At 68.0% G+C, this 20,226-nt stretch carries 13 protein-coding genes; 3 read left to right on the forward strand and 10 right to left on the reverse strand.

Features of this window, described 5'->3' with window-relative positions; genetic code table 11:
- Positions 1-49: 49 nt before the first annotated feature.
- The 4 genes from recD to H9I49_RS23495 form a co-directional block, all read right to left on the reverse strand.
- A complete protein-coding gene (gene recD, locus H9I49_RS16240; protein WP_188031439.1) occupies positions 50-1,849 on the reverse strand; it encodes an exodeoxyribonuclease V subunit alpha in 1,800 nt (599 codons plus the stop codon).
- Complete coding sequence (locus H9I49_RS16245) at positions 1,846-5,181, reverse strand: UvrD-helicase domain-containing protein (RefSeq protein WP_223128807.1); 3,336 nt, start codon at positions 5,179-5,181, stop codon at positions 1,846-1,848. The genes recD and H9I49_RS16245 overlap by 4 nt, the downstream gene beginning before the upstream one ends.
- The gene (gene recC / locus H9I49_RS16250) at positions 5,178-8,552 is read right to left on the reverse strand and encodes an exodeoxyribonuclease V subunit gamma (protein WP_188031440.1); all 3,375 of its coding nucleotides are present in this window, start codon (positions 8,550-8,552) and stop codon (positions 5,178-5,180) included. The genes H9I49_RS16245 and recC overlap by 4 nt, the downstream gene beginning before the upstream one ends.
- 164 nt (positions 8,553-8,716) lie before the next feature.
- Entirely contained in the window at positions 8,717-8,914 is a 198-nt protein-coding gene (locus H9I49_RS23495; protein ID WP_223128808.1) for a hypothetical protein, read from the reverse strand.
- Positions 8,915-9,139: 225 nt separating this feature from the next.
- Between H9I49_RS23495 and H9I49_RS16255 the strand changes: the two genes are divergently transcribed.
- The 3 genes from H9I49_RS16255 (at position 9,140) to H9I49_RS16265 (ending at position 13,127) form a co-directional block, all read left to right on the forward strand.
- Entirely contained in the window at positions 9,140-9,775 is a 636-nt protein-coding gene (locus tag H9I49_RS16255) for a hypothetical protein (protein WP_188031441.1), read from the forward strand.
- A 74-nt stretch (positions 9,776-9,849) separates the two neighbouring features.
- On the forward strand, positions 9,850-11,472 hold the full coding sequence (locus H9I49_RS16260) for an AAA family ATPase (protein ID WP_188031442.1): 1,623 nt from the start codon (positions 9,850-9,852) through the stop codon (positions 11,470-11,472).
- Complete coding sequence (locus H9I49_RS16265; RefSeq protein ID WP_188031443.1) at positions 11,472-13,127, forward strand: UvrD-helicase domain-containing protein; 1,656 nt, start codon at positions 11,472-11,474, stop codon at positions 13,125-13,127. Before H9I49_RS16260 ends, H9I49_RS16265 begins: the two co-directional genes overlap by 1 nt.
- Positions 13,128-13,550: 423 nt before the next feature.
- On the opposite strand, the gene H9I49_RS16270 is transcribed toward H9I49_RS16265, so the two are convergent.
- The 6 genes from H9I49_RS16270 to H9I49_RS16295 form a co-directional block, all read right to left on the reverse strand.
- Positions 13,551-14,930, reverse strand: a complete 1,380-nt coding sequence (locus H9I49_RS16270; RefSeq protein ID WP_188031444.1) for a hypothetical protein — start codon at positions 14,928-14,930, stop codon at positions 13,551-13,553.
- Positions 14,927-15,268, reverse strand: coding sequence for a hypothetical protein (locus tag H9I49_RS16275; RefSeq protein WP_188031445.1), 342 nt, complete (start codon positions 15,266-15,268; stop codon positions 14,927-14,929). Before H9I49_RS16275 ends, H9I49_RS16270 begins: the two co-directional genes overlap by 4 nt.
- A 22-nt stretch (positions 15,269-15,290) precedes the next feature.
- Positions 15,291-16,748 carry a CHC2 zinc finger domain-containing protein gene (locus H9I49_RS16280; protein ID WP_188031446.1) on the reverse strand — a complete coding sequence of 486 codons (1,458 nt, stop codon included), beginning with the start codon at positions 16,746-16,748 and terminating at the stop codon, positions 15,291-15,293.
- The gene (locus tag H9I49_RS16285) at positions 16,745-17,413 is read right to left on the reverse strand and encodes a hypothetical protein (RefSeq protein ID WP_188031447.1); all 669 of its coding nucleotides are present in this window, start codon (positions 17,411-17,413) and stop codon (positions 16,745-16,747) included. The genes H9I49_RS16280 and H9I49_RS16285 overlap by 4 nt, the downstream gene beginning before the upstream one ends.
- 74 nt (positions 17,414-17,487) lie before the next feature.
- On the reverse strand, positions 17,488-17,910 hold the full coding sequence (locus H9I49_RS16290; protein WP_223128809.1) for a hypothetical protein: 423 nt from the start codon (positions 17,908-17,910) through the stop codon (positions 17,488-17,490).
- Positions 17,911-18,297: 387 nt separating this feature from the next.
- Positions 18,298-20,001, reverse strand: a complete 1,704-nt coding sequence (locus tag H9I49_RS16295; protein ID WP_370587607.1) for a TraM recognition domain-containing protein — start codon at positions 19,999-20,001, stop codon at positions 18,298-18,300.
- Positions 20,002-20,226: the final 225 nt, after the last annotated feature.

A 20,226-nucleotide genomic window follows, 5' to 3' on the forward strand; every position in this document is an offset into this window, starting at 1 on the left:
GTGGCGATCAGGCGCTTGAGCGTCGTTATGCGGGAGGGGCAGTGCGCTACTAGGACGGTTCATTGGCGTTGGGCAGAGTCACGTTGGGGGACTGCTCCAGGAGCCGCTCAGTCAATGCCGATGAACGTTCGATGGGCGTGTTGACGGCACTCCGGATCGCGTCCCGGCTCCCAATGATCGTGAGCCGTTGGCGGGCGCGGCTGGTCGCGGTGTACAGCAGCTCGCGGGTCAGGAGTCGGGACCCGAGAGCCGGCACGAGAACGGTTACGTCGTCGGCCTCGCTGCCCTGTGCCTTGTGGACCGTCATCGCGTGCATGGTTTCGACGTCGGCCAGTCGCCAGGGGGAGAAGGTGCGGACGCCCTGGCCCGTCTGGATCGCGGCGAGCGGGCCCTGGGGACCACGGACGAGGACTCCGGTGTCGCCGTTGGCCAAGCCCAGGCCGTGGTCGTTGCGAGTGATGATGATCGGGCGGCCCAGGTAGTAGGGCTGGTAGGCGACCTCGGGCGCGTCCTCGGCGAGGGACTGCTCCACGAGCCGGTTCCAGCGCCGAAGGCCGTGCGGTCCCGACCGGCGGCCGCAGAGCAACCGCGCCCGGCCGAGGCGGGCGAGGGCGCCGTCCATATCTCCGTCAAGAGCGAGCGCACGAAGGTGGCGGGCTTGGTCAGTGACTGTTGCCATGTGCCCGAGGGCGGGCTGGTCGGTCTCGGTGAAGCCGATCTCAGGATGACCGGCTTCGAGAACGGTGAGCACGTCATCCGGGTCGCCGGACCGGATAGCGCGGGCAAGTTCCTGGATGGCGGGAACGGAGCGGCGGTTCTCTGTGAGCTCGACCACGTCACCGCGCGGCCCGAGACCGCGGACGAGGTCGGCAAGGACCGTGCCGGCTTCGACCGAGGCGAGCTGGTCGGGGTCACCGACGAGGAGCAGACGCGTCGTGGGTGAGAGCGCGTCGAGAAGTCGAGCCATGAGGCCGAGACCGACCATCGACGCCTCGTCGACGATGACGACGTCGTGGGGCAGCGGGTTCCTCGCGTCGTGGCGAAAACGTGTGCCAGATCGTGGGATCGACCCGAGGAGCCGGTGGATTGTCGTCGCCGGGTCGAAGCTCGCATCGGCGAGCTCGGCCTCCAGCGTCTCGTTCATACGGGCGGCGGCCTTGCCTGTTGGCGCAGCGAGAGCGACGCGAGGTGCTCGCCCGTCCTCGAAACGCAGGGCGCGCAGGACTGTGGCGACCGTCCACGTCTTGCCTGTGCCGGGGCCGCCGGTGAGGACGGTGGTCGGGCGCGCGGCCACAGCGCGTACGGCGGTGACCTGGGCGTCGTTGAGCCGGCCGGCCGAGATCGCGTCCTCGAGCACGGTGGCCTCGATGCTCTTGAGGCGGTCGGGTGAGCGTGAGTCGAGCCAGCCTGCGATGAGCCGTTCGTCGGCGCGGTAGCGGTCGAGCTGCACGAGGCCGAACTCGATGTGAAGCACTCCGCGGGCGGCGAGGCGGCTGGCGGCGACGGCTTGGAGCCATGCCTGCGGTTCCGGCAGGTCGATGACGTGTGCCAGGGTTGTCGGCTCGGCGGCAGGGTCTGCGTCCTGCTGGTCGCTGTCGTCGGGGTCGTGTTCGGTCGGGTGTGGTGTGAGCCGGGCGACGCTGTCGAGGTGTAGCGCGCCGCTACCCTCGCGGGCTGCGCGGACGGCGAGTGCGAGGGCGAGGACCGCTGCGTCGTCTTCCTCGCCGACGAGCCGGGCGATCCGTGTCGCGACGAGGCAGTCACCGTCGTCGAGGACGCCTGCAGCGGTGAGCTGCGCGAGCGGCCCGGTCGTCGAGTCGGTGCCTCTCGTGTTGGCGGGGGCGGTCATCGGTCGTCTCCGGAGGCGTTCGCGGTTGCGTGGGACCCGTCGAGCAGCGCCGACAGCTCTTCGATGAGCGCGGCGGGTGGGCGCCACGCGAAGACCCCGTGCGGGCACCCGTCTACTCGTGGGGTGTCCGGCCCGGCCATTCCGCGCAGGTATAGGTAGAGCACGCCGCCGAGGTGGGTTTCAGGGTCGTAGCCGGGCAGCCGCCAGCGTAGGTAACGGTGGAGGACGACCGCGTAGAGGAGCGCCTGGAGCGGGTAGCTGGTGTGCGTCATCGCGGCTGCGAGCCGGTCCGGTGCATAGTCGTCAACGGTGGGTTCGGACTCGGGGGCGCCCAGCCAGTTCGTCTTGTGGTCGACGACGAAGTAGCGTCCGCCGCGCCGGAAGAGTAGGTCGACGGATCCGGTGAGGTAGCCGCGGAGCACCTGGTTGCCGAAGTCGGGCGTCTCGAGCTTTGCCGCGTAGGGCAGGAGCGGGTCCTCGGCTGGGAGGTGGCGACGCATAAGGGCGCCGAGCTCGCGCAGTAGGGAGCCCGTCCCGGGCAGGTCCCCACCCCCTAGCGGCAGCTCGAAGTCCATCTCGGCGAGCCGGTCGCTGGGGGCGAGGTCACGCAGTGTGACGTCGTCGGCGATTGTCCCGAGCGGGGTCGCGCAGACGAGCTGGAGAGCTGCGGCAAGCTCGTCGGCGTCGAGGTCGACCGGCCATCGGAGGCGTTCGTCGCTGATGCGTTCGAGAAGCTCGGCGCGTAGGTCTTCGGCCTGCAGGTCGGCCGTTTCGAGAATGGCGTGGATGAGCGAGCCGAAGGTCGCACCGACTGGCAGGCCGGCCATCGGTGAGCGGATTCCGGTACCTGCGAGGTCGGCGACGACGACTTCCTGCTCGTCGCTGTTGCCGACCGTGTCGGTTTCCGGTTCGGTGTCGCCGGAAGAGTTGACGTCGCCAATGGGGTTCGCCTCGCCAGCGGCTGCGAGTGCGCTGTAGGAGGTGCGTCGCCAGTTCCGGTCGATGGTTCGGGTGAAGTCTCGTCCGGTGAGGGCGTCGGCCTGCTCCTCGGGTGGGTGCGCCCGCAACAGGGGGACCTCGTCCGGGACAGCTGCGAGGCTGAAGGCGCCGGCGTCAGCCCACGCTGTGAGCATCGCCTCTGCCGTCAGGCCGCGCGGCTCCCTGTCCGCGCGATCGAGGGCGGCGACGGGCCGCTGCGCTGGCGGCGTGGCGAGGTAGGAGGCCAGCGCGTCCAGGTTCGGTGCACGGCCGAACAGGAGCCGGTGCAGCCCACTGTCGGGGGTGTTCGCCGTGGCCGCCCACCAGAGGATGAGCTGGGACTGGGCGCGCGTCATCGCGACGTAGGCTAGGCGCAGGTCCTCGTCCTGGACGTCAATGCGTGCCGCCGCCCGGGCACCGCGGTCCTCGGAGAACGCGATGACCCGCTCGCCACCTTGGTGGACGACGACCGGGTCCTCGACCCTGATGAAGTTGCTGAAGAGGAAGGGCGTGTAGACGATCGGGTACTGCAGGCCTTTGCTCGCGTGAATAGTCGACAGGGTGACCGCGTGGGCGTCGGAGTCCAGACGAATGACACGGGTGCCCGACCCGCCCTCCGACTCCTCGGTCGTTTGGCGCAGCAGCCAGGTCACGAGCGCGGTCAGGCTCGGGCGGCCGGCGCTCACCTGCTCTTGCAGAACCTGCGCGCAGTGTTCGATGTCGGTGAGGTCGCGCTCACCGCCGACGCGCCCGAGGATCCGTGCACTGAGCCCGTCGCCGCGCAGGACGTCGAGGACTCCCGGCAGCCCGCCGCGGTGGAATGCCGTGAGGAGCGCGCGGACCCCTTCGACGGCTTGGTCGGTCGCGGCGTCCCCGAGCCCGTCGAGGTGCGGGACCGACCAGCCGATGAGGGGCGTCAGGCATGCGGCTCGGACGCGTTCGGGCCGGTGCGGCTGCTCGAGGGCGGTCAGCAGGACGAGCCACCACGTCGCGGCCTCACTGCGCAGGACGGACTCGTTCGTCACGAGGACCGACGGCACCCCGCGCTCTCGCAGGGCGGCGCGAACGGCTTGTAGGTCCATGTTCGTCTTGGCGAGCACAGCGACGTCGCGGGCAGCGAGTGGACGCCCGTCGAACTCGGCACCTGAATCGAGCAGGGCGACGATGTCCGCTGCCGCATCGGCCGCGATGAGGGGCCGAGCTGCTGGCATCACGATCCGGTCCTCGCCGCGAACGAATCGCAAACGGACCGGGCTGTTGTCCGGGGCGCCGGCCAGGCGCCGCCCGGTCAGGGCCGCCCGGATCGGGTGGACCTCAATTCCCGGCGACAGCTCGGCGCCGCAGGTGAGCACCTGCAGGGCGTCGACGAGGGAGGCGTCGGAGCGCCGGTTGGTCGGTAGGCTGCATGCGGTCGTCGCGGTCTGCGCGGCCGTGAGGTAGGTGTGGATGTCGCCGCCGCGGAAGCCGTAGATGGCCTGCTTCGGGTCGCCGATGAGAACGAGGGTCTTGCCGGGCGTTGCGAACGCCCGGGAGAAGACGTCCCACTGGACTGGGTCGGTGTCCTGGAACTCGTCGACGAGGACGACGGACCACCGCTGCCGCATGCGAACGCGTGCGGGGCCATCCTCGTCCTCCAGCGCGTCGGCGAGCTCGGCGAGGAGGTCGTCGTAGCCGAGGAAGGCGGCTCGACGCTTGCGCCGGGCGAACTCGACGCGCACGTCACGCATGAAGTCCTGGCGCGCCTCGACGAGTGGCGACGCGTCCTGCGGCCGGAGCGGCGCGCGGGCCTGGTCCAGCGCCATCCGGGCATCCGAGCTGCTTGCCGCGTAGTCGGGCGCGTTGCCTCCGCGGGCGGCGCGGGCAAGGAAGAGGTCGTCGACGACGTCACGGCGCAGCTCGGTCAGGTCCTCAACGAGCGTCGCGTGCGGGTCGGAGTCGCCGGCGACGCCGAGGCCGCGAAGGACGAGGTGGCAGAACTGGTGGATGGTGGCGATCGTTGCTGTGTCGAAGTCGGCCAGTGCCGCCCGCAGGCGTCTTATGCGCGTTTCGACGTCGACATCGGGCCCGCGACGTAGATGTTGAACGAGCTCGTCGTCATCCGGGCGTGCCCGCGCTTGGAGCCGTTCGACGGTCCCTTCGAGGTGCTGCCGCACGCGTTCGCGCAGCTCTTGGCTCGCGAGCCGGGAGAAGGTGACGACGAGCAACTGCTCCAGCGGGAGGGCCTTGTCGGCGACGTATCGGGTCACGAGCGCAGCGAGCGTCCATGTCTTGCCCGTTCCAGCGCTCGCCTCGACGAGCGTCGTCCCGGTGGGTAGCGGTCCGCAGATGTCGAATGGCGGCAGTGCGCTGCTCATGAGCGGCCCCCTGCTTGGAGGAGCGGACCCCAGACGCGCGGCGCCCAGTAGCTGAGCGTGCTCAGGTGGTTCAGATGCTCGAGCGGGGCCTGCGGCCCGAGGAGGAGGGCCCACCAGCGGTCGTCGCGTTCGGGGAAGCGGCCGGCCCACTCGGAGTCGGCGGCCCGAAACGCCGACTGCTGAATAGCCGCATGGTCTCCGCGCACTGCCTGCACCGCGAAGGCTCGGGCGGTCTTCGGCGGTAGCCCAAGGGGGTAGCGCATACCTCGCGTGCGAACGTTCACGAGCCCGTCGAGCAGGGTGATGGCGTGGTCGGCGGGTGGAGCGGTCAGCTGCGCCCTTCCCTTCTTGCCGATGAGCTCGGCAGTCCACGCGCCTTCCGGCTCGGCGACGGCGAGCGCGATCAGGCGCACCCAGGCGACAATTTCGTGCTTGGCGGAGATGGTCGAGTAGGTCGTCAGGGTGAGCCGGTGGTCCTCGACGCCGCTCACGACACCGGTGACGCGCACGCCGGACGGCAGGTCGATCCGAACCTCGACGGAGCGCCGAGCCCCGGTGTCGACGCCGCGTGCGATGGCAGCGACCGTTCCGGCGATCTCCTGCCGGAGCCGGCGGCCGAGCGCGACCGGTGGCAGGGACCCGGCCTGCTGTTCGCGCTCCAGGACGGTCGTGATGTCGCCGCCGGCGAGGACCGCCCGCAGGACTCGGTCACCGATCTGCCACGTCTCCAACCCTTCGAGGCCGATCGGGATGTGGTCTGTCGGTTCGTCGTCCTCGCGCGGGGCGGCGATGCCGAGCCGTTGGCGGCAGAACTCTCTGGCGGGGTTTTCGTAGAACCGGGTCAGCTCTTCGAGGGTGAGCGCGCTGACTGGCTGGACGGGGAGGGGCTCAGAGACCATGAGCGGCCGGGTCGTGTCCCCGCTGCGCCGGTGCGCGCTCAACGCGACTGCCCCTTCGAGGGCGGCCCGGTCGAAGGAGCCGCCAGGGATCGGGGGCTGGGGTCCGAAGTTGCGTGCGTCGAAGGCCTGGAGGGGATGAGCGCGGACGACCCAGTTGGCGTCCGCCGACGTCGCGGGTGCCTGGCCGGTCCGACGGGCTGCGGAGATGAGCTCCTGGAGCGGGACGGCCGGGGGCCGCCGTGTCCCCGTGTGCTCGTCGTGCCCGGAGTAGAGGGCGACGAAGTGGTCGGAGGCTGACATGAGCGCGTCGAGGAGCAGCTGCCGGTCCTCGCTGCGGGGGTCGCGCTGACCGACGAGGGGCCGACGGGCCAGAACGTCATCGCCGTCGACGACAGGCGAGCGGGGGAACGCGCCGTCGTCGAGGCCGAGGATGGCGACGACCCGGTGCGGGATGGTTCGCATTGGAACCATCGTGCAGACCGTCATCGCGCCGGTGCGGAAGTTCGCCCGGGTCGGCCGGGCTCCCCAACGCTGCCCGAGCAGGACCACGATGTCGTTGAGGCGTAGCGGCAGGCCCTCGCCTCCGGCGGCTATCGTCGCGAGCTCGGACAGGAACTGCGCGTGCTGCCAGCGGTCCTCGCGTGCGACCTCACCGAGGGAGGTGACCGTCTCGCGGAGCCAGTCGGTCCACTCGCCGGCGGTGAGCCGGCCGGGCGTGCCCCCGTGTAGGGAGGGCTGGCGGACGTGTTCGGCGGCGGCACGTACCCGGTCGAGGAGCTCGAGGAAGCGCCCGACGCGGGCGATGTCGTTGCTGCCGATGTCGTCGATGGGGGCGTTCGCGGCGGCGTCCGCGTCGGAGTCGGCGGCTACGGCGACGCCGAGCGCGAGCCGGTCCAACGCGTTCGCCCACGTGTTGTCCGCGAGGTCGCGCAGGCCGTACTCGCCCCGGTGGGCGGCATCAAGGCCCCAGCGGGCGCCGGACTCGGCGACCCAGTGGCCGAGCGTTGCCAGGTCGTCCTCGTCGAACCGGAAGCGGCGGGCTACCGCCTCGTGCGCTGCCAGACCGAGCACCTCTGATGCGGTGACCCGTCCGGCGACGAGGCCGACAACGATCTGGGCGAGCTCGACGAGCGGGTTCGTCGCGGCGAGTTGCCGGTCGGCGAGCTGCACGCGCAGGTTGTGGCCGGGGTGGCGCGCGGTGCCCGCAGGGGTCGCGACGGTGCTTCCGAACGCTGCGCGCACGAGCGGCGCGAACTGCTCTACGTCGGGGCACAGGACGAGGACGTCGCGTGGCTCGAGGGTCGGGTCGTCCTCGAACAGGGCGGTGAGCACTTCGCGCAGGACCTCGACCTGACGGGAGGGCCCGTGGCAGGAGTGGACCTGCATTGACAGGTCGTCGGCAGCGAGTGGGCGGGTCGGGTCGGGGGCGCGGTTGGCGCGGATGTCCGCTTGGAGGAGGGCGAGTCGGGTTGAGGCGACGTCGAGGGCATCGGGGGACCGCAAGGAGTCCGCCGCTGTCGCGCCGGCCGCCAACAGGCCTTGCTCGAGCTCGCGGACGTCGCGTCCGAGGGTGGCCAAGAGTGGGTGGCGGGCGTAGCTCGCGCTGTCGTCGTCAGCGCGCCCTGCCGAGCCCGGCATGGTGTTACCGGGCTCTGTGTGCCCTGCGAGCGTCTCCCACAGCGCCGGTGATGGGTGGGGGAGCCAGAGGTGGACCTCGCGGGAGGCGCCGAGCGCGGCGAGCAGCTCGATCTCGGACGCCGGAAGCTGCGTGTGCCCGAAGAGGCTGATGCGTCCGGGAGCGGGGAACTGCACACTGCCATTGCGCAGTTCGTTGACAACTCGGGCGTGACGCGCCGATGGCGACTCGGTGGCTCCGGTCCGGCGGGCGGCTTGGGCGAGGACGCGCCGCCAGAGCTCAGGCTGCCAGGCCAGGTCGGGGTCGATGGTCCCGCCGCACCCATCACCCGCGCCGCCGCCCTCCCAGTCTGCGAGCATGCTCGGGCGCTGCCGCGCGTACGCGGAGAAAAGTCCAGCAAGACGTCGTGCCACGGCGTATCGGCGCGTTTGCCGAGCCTGGCGGAGCCACTCGAGCTGGGGATGGCCCGCCCGGGGACCGCCGCCGAGGTGCCGAGTCAACGCGTCGAAGCCTGGCGCGCCCATGCATTCATCGACCGCGGCGAGCGTCGGCCATGCGAGACGGTCCGCAACCCACGGGTCATCGCGATCGCGTCCGAGAAGCATGCTCACCAGTGACGCGGGGGTGCGAAGGTCGAGTCCCGCGCACACCCCGTCGTCGCCGGCGTCAGCGCCAAGGACGTGCGAGAGCCGCTGGGTCAGCCAGCGCTGGACACCTTGCGCCGGAACGACGACCCACTCCGGATCGAAGACGTCGCCAGGGTCCTCGCGGAGCATCGCGGCGAGCCCATCGGCGAGGGCCTCTGGGCGGTCGCTGCGGTGGACGACGATCGGCACACCGCAAATCTAGGGGGCGGCACAGACAAATACGGGAGATGCGGTCTGCCCCGACCGTATCAGTGTGGCAAAGGATGCTCCGCGGTCACGCCCATCGAAACGGAATGGCGTTACCTGCGGGCCACGGCAACCCCTCACAGCGCGGGGAGCGAACCGTGCGGATCCTATGCCAGCTTGCGGACCCGGATAGCGCGGCTCATGCCCTCCACCAGCATCTTGCCGTTCGACACCGTCGCCTTGGGTCGGTGAGCGTACCGATACTCGTAGTGATACTCATCCTGCCGCCATACAGATCCGTCTGTGAGCTGCACGATGGTGTCACCGTCCCATCCAGACCACGAGCCATCAACGTGCTGGGTCATCTCTGTTCCTATCGTCGCCATCATTGCGAATGTAGGCAATGTAGCCACGGGCGCCGACACCGGAGCACTGATCGCTGGCGTGGTCACAAACTCGTCTTTGGGTTCGCAGTCAGGTGCTGTGGGCCGCCTAAGCGGCGGTGTGATCCACAGTTGAAGGTGGGTATCGGGCGAGTCCTCTCGCGTTTGGCGTGTCGATGTCGGTGCCTCTGGATACGCTCCGGCGCCATGGGAAACCCGGAGGCCTTCGCCGAGGCCGCTGCTCAGATCATCCCCGTGCTGGTGCTCGCGCTTCTTGCCGACCCTGTGAACAGAGGGGCACACATCGGCCAATCCGGACTCATCTTGGTCGCCCTGTTCGCCGGAGTCACCGGCGAGGTCGTCGCCCTAACGGGGGTCGTCTCGGGGACAGATCGTGATGCCAACGCCCTGATCTCCGTCAGCATGTGGGTGCTCGCGGTGGCCATCCTCGCGCCTCATGTCTCACTTCACTTCAGGAACGCGGTAAGCCGGGTGCCAGTAAAGATTCGCATCCTCGGCCGGGCAGTGTACGCGCCACTTTTTGGAGCCATTTATCTGGTGGCGGGGTGGTCCGTTCTCCCCCGGCCCTTGGCGCTCTTTCTGGGTTTGGGAGTTGCGGGCTGGGGCGTGGACAACTACTTCCGGGGCAAAGAGCGCTGGCAGGCCATCAAGGAGCAAGTGGCGGACGACGCCACCATCAATGTTGCTCCGGACAACCAGCAGTCAATGGACAACCATCGCTTGGAGCCACATGTTCCGAAGCCTGAGGCGAGCCCGGAGTCTCACGAGAGCACCGTCGTTGGAGCTTCAGAGGCCGGCCGCCCAAACGGCCAGGCGGTGTAAAGGCCCCACACCAGATCTACTGTTACGTACTGCCTGACGCCCCAAGTCGTTTGGATCTGAGAGGCAACCAAACCGTGAGACTGAGTCGAATCCAGATCACCAACCACAGTCGGATCAAGGACCTCAAGGTCGACGTGCGGGGGCATGCGGTAATCGTCGGGGCCAACGATGTCGGGAAGTCCTCGCTACTCCGTATGCTCAACCTGCTTCTCGGTAGCACGACCGCGCAGCTTTATCAGCAGGCCAGCGTGGCCGACCTAGCTGACACGGCGGCTGACCTCGTTGTGGAGGCTCACTTCCTCGGGTTCAGCGACCCTGAGCGGACGCTCTTCCACCGTGAGATCAGTGTCGACGCGCACGACAAATCCGAATCAATGCGGGTTCAACTTGTAATCGCTCTGGACCCTGACGACGACCAAGCAGTCACCATCCGACGTTGGTTCCCGGAGTCCGGTCACGAGCGCACGCCGACCCGCGACCAAATGGCTGCGTTCGCCTGGCGCTACCTTCCGGCGACGCGAGGTACATCAGCGGCTTCTCTCGACGGGCCCAATAGCGCTTTGCAAGCGCTCTTGAAGGCGATCGATCTCGGCGCCGAGAAGACGGTTCTGACCGGGTTGCTGGAAAACTTCAATAACGAGCTTGGCTCGAGTACTCGGCTTACGCAGCTGCGAGGCGACGTGGCAAGGCACCTGTCCAAGGCGATGCCGAAAACGATCGGCAAAGAGGATCTCGCGGTGCGTACCGCGGCCGATCCCGAGGGCGGCGTCTTGGGCAGTGTTTCGATGTTCTTTGATCGTGATGACGAGTACGTCCCGATCGCCGACCAGTCTGATGGTCTGCGGCAGCTCATGTCCATGACCTTGTTCGATCTCGCACAGGGAACGGCCAACGTCGTCGCCATCGATGAACCCGAACTCCATCTCCACCCCTCTAGTCAGCGAACGCTGGCTGAATTGTTTGGTGACGCCGCGAATCAGAAGATTCTGGCGACGCACTCGCCATTCATCGTGCAGCGGTTCGAACCCTCCCAAGTCATTGCAGTAAGCCCCGACGGGGTCTGCCACCAGTTAGCCCCGGACAAGCTCAGCGCGGTCGAGAAACTGCGGGCGAACTGGTGGTCTCCGCGTCTCCTCGAGGTGCTGACGGCCCGCTTCGCCATTGTTGTGGAGGGCGCCTCTGACCGTGTCATCGTCGAGGCCGTCGCCCGCCTCATGGGTGTCGACCTCGATCGACTCGGCGCAGTCGTTTTCGATTTGGATGGCGCCATGAAGTTCCCGCACGTCTACAGACTGATCGGCGCGCATGGCTTCAACGTTCCGATGCTGGGCCTGGTTGATGACGCTGAGAAGGGAGGTTGGCTCGGCCAAATCGGAGGCAAGCCCGCTGACGTGGTTGGCCAGACGCTCTTCGTTTCAGTGCCGGACCTTGAAGCCGAGTACTGCGAAGCTCTGACGGGCCCCGGCACAGGTCAGGCCCTTATCGACGCTGGCTACTGCAAGGAAGCCGCAATCCTCCAGACCGCGGCAGTGTCCTCAATTGCAGACGTCACGGCAGAGGCCATGGCTGTCTACTGTCGCAAGGACAAGGTCACTGCTGCTGTCGCTATCGCGTCCCAGCTCGACCTGGCAACGGCAACCAAGATCGTGAGTGTTCACGACCTCCTCACGCAGCTCAAGGCCATTGGGCAAGCGTGATGACCCAACAGATCGACCCTCAGCGACTCGCAGCGGCGACCGAGCAGCCGAATCTTTTGGTAATTGCTCCGCCAGGCTGCGGCAAGACCGAGCTGCTCGCGCTGCGGGCAATGGAGCTGATTCCGCGACTCGCTCCGCATCAACGCATTCTGGCGCTCACGTTCACCAACCGTGCCAAGGCCAACCTCGGAGACCGCCTCAGGCGCCACCTCGGCCGAGAGCGATTCCGTCGCTACGTGGCCGTGCACAACTTCCACGGCCACGCTGCCGAGGTGGTGCTGGCGCATGGCCGGACAGTCGGGCTTCCGGTGGAGGATCTGAAGATGCCCACTACGAAGACCCTTCGTACAGCTCTCGCTGCGGTGTCGAATGACGCTGCGTCGCGGGACGCTGCATCGCAGGTGCTAGCGAAGACAAAGCGCGCACCCCTGAGTGATGAAGAAGTTCTGGCGGCGCTGAGCGCGCCGGGCAACGAACTCGCAAAGAGGGTCGAACTCAACAGAATCCTCGCCAATGAGCTGCACTACGAGGACCTCCTCCGTCACGCCCAGCGGCTGCTCAACATCGACGAGGTGGCCAATCTGTATCGGCAGCACTTTGGCGCGGTGCTTGTCGACGAGTTTCAAGACCTGTCACCGCAGCAGCTTGCGATCGCCCTGGCAACGTGTGCGAAATCCCGCACGTTTGTCGGTGATCCTCTGCAGGGGATTTACTCCTGGGCGGGTGCTGAGCCAGCCCAAGTCGAGGCACAACTACGAGAGATCTGTGGGGAGCCGGTCCCGCTCACGGTTTCGTATCGTTCCTCGCCCAATGTGCTCACCATGCTCAACGGTGTGTCGGGTCGCTTGGGCGCAGCGCCTCTCGAGGCGGCCGATCCAGATGCGTGGCCAGACGGGGGAGCATCGTCTGTACTTCGTTTTCCGACGAAGAATGATGAAGCCACATTCGTAGCCGCTTTGAGTGCACAGATCGTGAAAGCGGACCCAACTGCATCGGTCGGGGTAATCGCGCGGGCCGGATGGCGACGACGCGAGATCGATCAGGCGTTCGCCGGCATGACGGATGTCCCCTGTAGGCATTGGGACCTTGCGATCGAAGACCCGGACATCCTTGAGCGCATACGCGTAGCTGTCGCCGGAATGCCAAAGACAATCTCGTTTGACCATGCGCGCGAGCGGATCGTCGCCACCATCGATCCGAGCGACGTCGACACGATCGAGCAGATCGAGGACGCCTTTGTGCAGCTACAGGCAGGTGGTGCGACCGGCGTCCGCTCGGCCCTCCAACGGTTCCGCGTGCGTGAAGATGACGCTCCGATCGAACCCGGGGTCCATCTGCTGAATGCGCACACGGGTAAGGGTCAGCAGTTCGATTGGGTCTTCATCCCGGGCCTGGAGGAAGGACACTTGCCGGGACGGCGCTCGAACCAGGGCCCTGCCCTGGCCGAGGAGGAGCGAGTACTGCTTGTCATGCTGTCGAGAGCGAAGCACGGAGTCGTCGCGACGTACGCCCAAACGCTCGACGGCAGGTTCGGGCGGTACGCCTCGACTCCATGCAGGTGGTTGGCAGGGCTCGCGGCGTCGGCGGCGATGAACTGGCCTCAGCTCGAGGCACACCTCCATGAGCACTACCCGCAGCAACCGAGTTCCGCATGAGTTCAAGGTCCTAAGCCCAACGAACGGGCGCCAACAGCCTTTCGAGAAGGAGCCGCCGTCGCTCCATGACGGCCGTCAGGTTCGGTACAGCGAACGAATCAATTCGCGCCGGTAGATCGGTGGCTTGTCAGCCGCGGGTCAACGGCCAGTTCGGCGGAGACCGAGAGCGTCGCGCTCAGGCCGTGGTCCGACCCCTGGCAGGGCCGGCGCAAGCTTTGGGACAGTGTGGCTCAGGAGTAGCGCACAACAATCATGTCTCGATTGTTGTTGCTTCATGTCGGCGATCTCCGGTCGTCGAACCGTCGCTAGGTCAGGGCCGCGTCAAAGTGGGCGGAATGGGGCGATGCCAAATCGCAAGTCGGTGACGAGCTGAATGCCGGCAGTGCTGGGATGACAGCGTGCCTGTGACCCGCCGCCCATGGTTCACATCAGGGGCGCAACCGCCTCGCGCTCGCTGACTCTCGCGGGCTGCAGTTGGCCCGGCAAGGCGCTGGTCGTCTCCTTCGCGGCACGTTCCGCGTTCCACACGGCGTCGAGTAGTTGTGGGACGTCGGTTCGAGTTGCTGCGAGCATCCGTCCTGCCCTTTTGGCGTTGAGGCGTTCAGTGCTGGTTTCCGCGTGGTTCGCGTGGATGAACAGAACGTGTGACTTCAGGAGGCGGGAAGCCCATGTCGCGGCCAACGATGCGGTCCAGGCCACTTCGCTCGTGCCGCGAAGCAGTGCTTGGTATGAGAGTTCCTCTTGGCGACCGTCGACTGGCCGGGTGGTGATGTGTGTCAGGGCTGTGAAGAGCTGGCGCGCCGCTTCGACGTAGTTGCGTGATGGGCTCGCACCGGTCGAGGTCTGGTCCCAGACGTGGGTGGCTGCCTGCAGCGCGTGGGCTGAGTCCCGGAGGAGGGTTCGCGGTGCCGAGCCGGAGTCTGTGAGGCCGGACCTTGCGAGAACGGTATCCAGTGCGGCGTACATGTGTACGCCCTGACGGTTGATGTCCTTGAGGACCTCAACGCTCGGAACGGTGTCGCGGAGTTCCCGCCGCGCCGCTCTGGCCCACTGGTGTATCGCGTGTTCAAGCTGGGCTGCTGCTGACTCGGATGATGAGCAGTACGTGGAAGCAATGGCCTGGTTCTGAAGGCCGGTGACTTCGGACGCTGCGGGCAGACGTTCGAGAGACTTGAGCGCGAAGCGTGCTATCTGCAGGGGTCGGTCGGCGAGGTCTGGCTCGCATAGGCCGAGGGTTCGTTTGGCGGCGGTTGCGGTGATGACTAGGGTCCGCCGCGCGATGGCATTGGCGGACTGGTTCAGCAAGGGTGGGACGCTCGGCTCGAGCCGGTTGATCGCGAGCAGGTCGGTGAGCGCGCCTAAGGAGCACGCCGTGCGGGCCAGTGGATGTGTGTCAGTGGTGTCTGCGGGTGGAATGCGTTGGCCCGAGCCGAGCTGGATGCGGGGGATGCGGTAGCCAGAGTCGCTCAGCTCCGCGGTCATTGCGCCGGAGCGGATCCGCTTGCGGATCGACGTATCCGTGGTTCCCATGAAGCGTGCGACTTCCCTGGGTGTGAATGCCGGTCGGTCGTCTGCGGGCTCGAGCGGCTGTGGGTAGTCGAGGAACAAACGGTAGAGCGGCAGAGCTTCTCCGTCGAAGGCTCCGCAGCCGACGCGCGATCCGAGCAGCTCGTAGAGAAGACGGTAGACGGTCTGGTCGAACGACTCCCACTGGTGTCGGCTCACCGAGGCACTGGAGCAGCCCAGCTGCTCGACCGAGTCCTCGGCCCGGGACAACAGGTCCAGGACGGTGGTCGCCATCACGACGCCCCGTCTGGACGTGTGGCCGCGACCGTTTCGAGCTCGTCGACGTTCACGGCGAGGTCAAAGACGTGCGCGCGCCAGAAGGCGAAGTCCCTGGGCGCATCTGATGGGGGAAGCGTGTCGAGAGCCTTCAGTGCCGTGGCGAGGTGTCGGCGCAGGTCGGTCGGTTCGATCGGCGTGGACCAAGGCATCGGGTCGAGCCCGGCCGCCACCAGCCGGATGGTGCCAGCCATCGCGTTCCATGGATCGAGTGGGTTGCCCCCCGCACGTCGCTCGGCCAGGTCGCCAGCCCGGTGCAGTTCGGCCGCTGCTCGCTCGAGCGAGCTGGTGGATCGCATGCGGGTTCTCCTTGCGCCGATGTCAGATCAGTGAGGGGGTGCGTGCGAGGGAGTTTGAGGCGCGCGGGCGCGCGGGCTGCTCGCGCAGCGCATGCTCGAGCGCCTGCGAGTACGCGTCCCGGGGGTTCCAGCCGTGCCGGGTCATCTCGGCGGCTGAGTCACGCAGGAGGCGGACCCGTTCTGCAAGCGGTAGCTGTGCGGCGATGGGCGCGATGGTCTGGACGGCATCACGGATGGGGTCGTCCGCTCGATCGAGGAGCAGTCGGATCAGCGCGCGCCCGGGCACCTGCGTGTGTGGGCGCGTTTCGTCGGTCGCATCGGTGGCATCGGTCGGAGGCAGCAGGAGGTCTCGAAGCCCGGCGGGGCCATGGGCGGCGATCCAGTCGGCTGGGTCTTGGCCTGTCGGCATCGTCGTCACGAGCGCTGCAGCCCGGCGGTCGAGGGAAGCTGCGACGAGCCATCGTTCGGTACCGCGCCGGCCGGCGTCGTCACCGTCGAGGGCCACTCGCGGCGGCCGTGGGCTCAGCGCCAGCACTTCGCGTGCCTGGATGTGGGAAACGGTCACTCCGTTGGTGGAGCAGGGGGCAACCTGATCAGTGAGGTGTGTGGCGGCGGCTACCGCGGCGATCGCCAGCGCGTCGATCACGCCCTCGACAACGATGGCCTGCCCGCTTGGCGCGAGTGGGTGGTGCGTCGGCCGGTACAGCACCTGCGCCTTGTCGAACACCGGCGTACGCGTCGGGTTGCGATACTTCGGCGCGGCGGGGTGCCCGCTGATGTCCCGTCCGACGAACCCCTGGATCTGATTGTCCCTGTTGATGATCGGGACCATGATGCGGTTGCGGTAAGCGTCGACGAGCTTGTCTCCGCGGGTGCGGGTGGACAGGTCCATGCCGACGAGCTCGTCGTCGGTAACCCCACGGGAGCGGAGGTGGTCGGTCAGGGATGCCCAGCCGTGGCCGGCGTGCCCGACGAGCGGCTGCTCCGGAAAGGTCCGTGCGAGGGGTGTGAGGTCGATGCCGCGGCGGTGCTTCAGGTACTGCGTGGCGAAGCCCGTTCCGATCGGCGTAGCGAAGTGCTCCCAGGCGAGCTGGTTGATCTCGAAGGCGCGCCCGACTGGGATGCCTGCCGCCGGCGAATCCCGGACGACGTGCAGTCGCGCTCGACGCGACGCGCCGTCAGCCAAGGCGACGGCGTGTCGGCCACCTTCCAGTTCGGCGACGGCCTCGAGGAAGCCCAGGTTGCGCATTCGCTGGACGAAGTCGATGACGTCCCCGCTGGCTCCGCAGCCGAAGCAGTGGAAGCGGTCCGGCACACCCTCAACGGAGAGCGACGGTGTGCTGTCGTCGTGGAACGGGCAGCAGGCCATCCACCCATGCCCACGCGGATGCAGCTCGATGCCGGCCGCGGCCATGACATCGGCCAGTGAGTGGCTGGCCCTGATTGCCTGCACGTCCACGGAGGCGCGCTGCCCGGTCACAGCTGCACCTGCATGCAAGGCTGTTTTTCCGCCGTAGCCGAGTCGAGCGCGGCCCCGTACGTGCCCACGAGCTCGGTGAAGTTCTCGAGGGACATGTGGATGTCCGTGTCGAGAGCGTGGGCGAACGCGCGGTCCACGGCGGCGCGCTGGGCGGTCGTCGACAGGACGGCATACTCCTGCCAGATCGGGTCGTACGCGTAGAGCAGGCCGCGCGTCGCGTCGTCACCGTCGAGCCGCAGAGAGATGCGCTGGTTGCTCCGCTCGCCCCAGCGCATGCCGTAGTCGCGGTCGATGCCGCGGATGTTGCCGTGCTGGGTCTCGAACGCCTTGGGGCCGATCCACTCGAGAGCATGTCGCGGGCGCGTGCCGCCCGTGACGCCGTGTCCGTATGCCGCCGCGCGCAGTTCGCCGATGTCGCCGGCTCCGGCATCGAGAGCCGTAGTGATGCGCTCGGCCACGGCGAACGGGTCCTGACCGAACTCGACCGCGAGCAGCTGCCCGGTGGCGTGCGCGTAGGCGTTGCGCTGGCCGAGCCGGTACCAGTAGTCGACCGGGTCGCTCTCCTCGACGTTCCGGCTGGCGTTTCGGGCGAGTGCCAGGAGCTGGTCGACGACGGTGCTGTCTGGTGTTGCTGCCGACGAGGTGGCGTGCGCGTTGGCTGACATGGTGGCCCTCCCTCGCGCGAGGCCTTCTCGCGCGTCCTAAGGGAGGACCCCGCCTTGGGGACACTATTTGGCAATCAATCACGCTGTGCCGCACGGACTTCGGACGTTGGCCATCGAACCACCAGGTCATCGCGGTGTCCGGAGACGGAGCACTGGGTCTTTGAGGCATGGTCGGCGAGGATGAGCTGGGCATCGTGCAGGGCTCGGATGAAGTCCAGCGCAGCGGTGGGGGAGGCGGTGTCGGCGTAGTCGGCTCGTTCGTGGTCGCGGAGGGCCGACAGGATCTCGACGAGCGCGCTGTGCCGGTCCCAGCACGGAGGGATGACCCGCGGTTCGATGGCGAAGCGTCGCACCAAGGCGTGCACCCACTCCTGGAGTTCGCCGAGCCGAGAGCGTGCTTCCTCCCCTGTCAGGGAGGGCCAGTGGACGGGGCCGCGGAGCTGGCCGAAGGCACGCTCGAAGGGGTCTTCGCCGAAGTCGAGAGGCTCGTCCGCCATCACGACGCTGCGCCACCCGTGCGAGGTCCTCGGGCGGCCCGTATGCCGGCCCGGACTTGGCGAAGGGCCGCGATGATCGCGGCGGTCGCGGTCTGGCGATCCGCCCGCTGCCATGTCGGGTGCGAGTCGAGGATGGCGTGAAGGCCGCGATGGTCGCGTCGACACAGCGGCAGCAGGTCACTCAACGACTCGGCGCCGAGGCGTGCGTAGGTGGTGTGGTGCAAGTGTCCAGACTTGAGGGTCCAGCGGCGCCCGCAGACCAGGCACGAGGGTTCGATCCCAGCGGCGGTGAGCCACGCGGCATACCACTGCCGGCGCTTCTGTCTCCAGGCGCGCGAGTTCAGGTAGGCGTCGTACTCCGCTCGCCGCCCTGAGCGCGGACGGCGTCTAACCGGCTGCGCTGGCACGGCGAATCCGGCTTTCCAGCTCAACCCGCGCGGCGCTTAGCGCGTCGGCGTCCTTGCGGGCGACCCACGGGGTCAGGGTGAGTCCGATCGGCGGTGCCGAGCGCAGCAGCAGGACAGCCGAGCCGAAGGGCAGGGTGCGCAGCTCCGCCGGCGTGAGAATCGGGACCTCGCTGCTGGACGTAGAGGTGGAGCTTCGGCCGTCGTGACCGGTGCTGCGGCTCGTCATCTCCTTGCGGCGGGTGCCGATCAGCTTGGAGAGGTCGTCGAGATCCCGCGCGTTCGACCCGCCGCCGAGGATCACCTTGACGATGGCGGCGTCCCAGATGGCCGAGGCGGCGTGCTCGCCCCAGACCGCGCGGGCCTGGGCCAGGGACTGGAGCACGACGGTCGTGGCGATGCCGGATCCGCCGCCGTCGGACATGAGCGAGGCCAGTGAGGGGAGTGGGTAGTTCGCCGCCTCGTCGAGAATCATCGACATGGGCGGGTCCAGCCGTGAGGCGGGCGAGGCCGCGGCCTTGCGCCGTGCCACCTCCAGGACGTCCTCGAGAAAGGCGCCGACGAGGCCAGCGGTCGCGGCGGCGCCCGTCGAGGTGCCGAGCAGGTAGACGGTGCCGTTCTCGGCCAGGATCTGCGCCGGATCGAGATGCTCGCCCTCGGCGGGGGAGACCGCGTCAAGCACCCGTGGATCCGCCAGCGCGGCGAAGGCGATCGAGACCATGGCCCAGACGGAGTCCCGTTGGCGTGGGTCGGCGCTGATGGTGCTGTCGAGGCCTTGGTGCCAGGCCTCCGCTGCGTTGGGGCTCGTGCTGAGGATCATGACGGCCTCGCGGGCGTGGACGGCCGAGAGTGACCAGCGGTAGAGGTCGATCGCGGTGCACCCGCCGAGGGCCGCTGCGTGGAGCAGCGCTCGCACGGCCTGCTCGGCGGAGGACTGCCAGAAGTTGGCATCGGTCGTGCCGGAGGCTGCGCCCTTCGTCAACGCCTTCGCCCTCACCATCGCGACGTGTGGGTCCTCGCAGCCGCGAATCGGAGACCAGCGCGCCGCGGAAGGGATGCCAGGGGCCAAGCCCTGCGGGTCGAACACGGCCACCGGGCCGATTGACTGACGCGCGCGCAGGGTTGCGGTGAGATTGTCCGGGCGGGTACTGGTCGTGACCACAGCACCGGGGGCGTCCAGGATCGCCGGGATCACCAGGTGCAGCCCTTTGCCCGATCGAGGAGGACCCAGAACCACGGCCGAATCCTCCACTGTGACAACGCATTCGACGCCGCGACTGCGACCCACAACGTGCGCAACCTCCTCGACGAGAGGGCGCTCCAGAGATGGACGGAGGGAGCTGGCCCGCGCTTTGACCCGAGACGCACCAGCGGCTCGGCCGACCTCTGTGCGAGACGCCATCCCCTCCCGACGCTGCCACTTTGCTTCATCCCTGTTCGCGGACAACCGCCGGCGAAACAGCCACGCCGCCCCTCCGATGGTGAGGGCGACTGCCACGACAAGCGCCCAGTACTCGAAGGCGGAGCCCACATCGGTGCCCCAAGCCTCGGACGGACTGCCGGGGCGGATGACGGTAGCCAAGGCGCAGTCCCACGAGAAACGCGGCGCGGCGCTCCCGCGCAATCCACTCGCGGCAACGGCCCCTACCCAAAGCACGACGCTCGCGAGCCCGGCAACGGCGATCACTTCGAGTCCGCCAGTGTGGCGAGAGCGGATCTGTCGTTCTTCAGCACCCATGCCCTTCCAATGGCCCGTTCGGGGCACCACCGCTTCGTAACCGCCGCCGACGCCCGCTGGGTACGGGTGCGGTGCAGGCTCTCGCATGAGGAGGTACCGATGGCCAAGGACGGAACCGTCGAGACGTATTTCGAAGATGGGCGTTGGAAGAACCGGGTCGGCGGCAATACGCGC

Origin of the sequence: Terrabacter sp. MAHUQ-38, from assembly GCF_014518425.1 — a bacterium.
GTDB lineage: Bacteria > Actinomycetota > Actinomycetes > Actinomycetales > Dermatophilaceae > Terrabacter.

Coding starts and splice junctions, on each gene's coding strand:
- recD (WP_188031439.1), bottom strand. CDS start 1,849: ATGACCGCCCCCGCCAACACGAGAGGCACCGACTCGACGACCGGGCCG.
- H9I49_RS16245 (WP_223128807.1), bottom strand. CDS start 5,181: ATGAGCAGCGCACTGCCGCCATTCGACATCTGCGGACCGCTACCCACC.
- H9I49_RS23495 (WP_223128808.1), bottom strand. CDS start 8,914: ATGACCCAGCACGTTGATGGCTCGTGGTCTGGATGGGACGGTGACACC.
- H9I49_RS16255 (WP_188031441.1), top strand. CDS start 9,140: ATGGGAAACCCGGAGGCCTTCGCCGAGGCCGCTGCTCAGATCATCCCC.
- H9I49_RS16265 (WP_188031443.1), top strand. CDS start 11,472: ATGACCCAACAGATCGACCCTCAGCGACTCGCAGCGGCGACCGAGCAG.
- H9I49_RS16275 (WP_188031445.1), bottom strand. CDS start 15,268: ATGCGATCCACCAGCTCGCTCGAGCGAGCAGCGGCCGAACTGCACCGG.
- H9I49_RS16285 (WP_188031447.1), bottom strand. CDS start 17,413: ATGTCAGCCAACGCGCACGCCACCTCGTCGGCAGCAACACCAGACAGC.
- H9I49_RS16290 (WP_223128809.1), bottom strand. CDS start 17,910: ATGGCGGACGAGCCTCTCGACTTCGGCGAAGACCCCTTCGAGCGTGCC.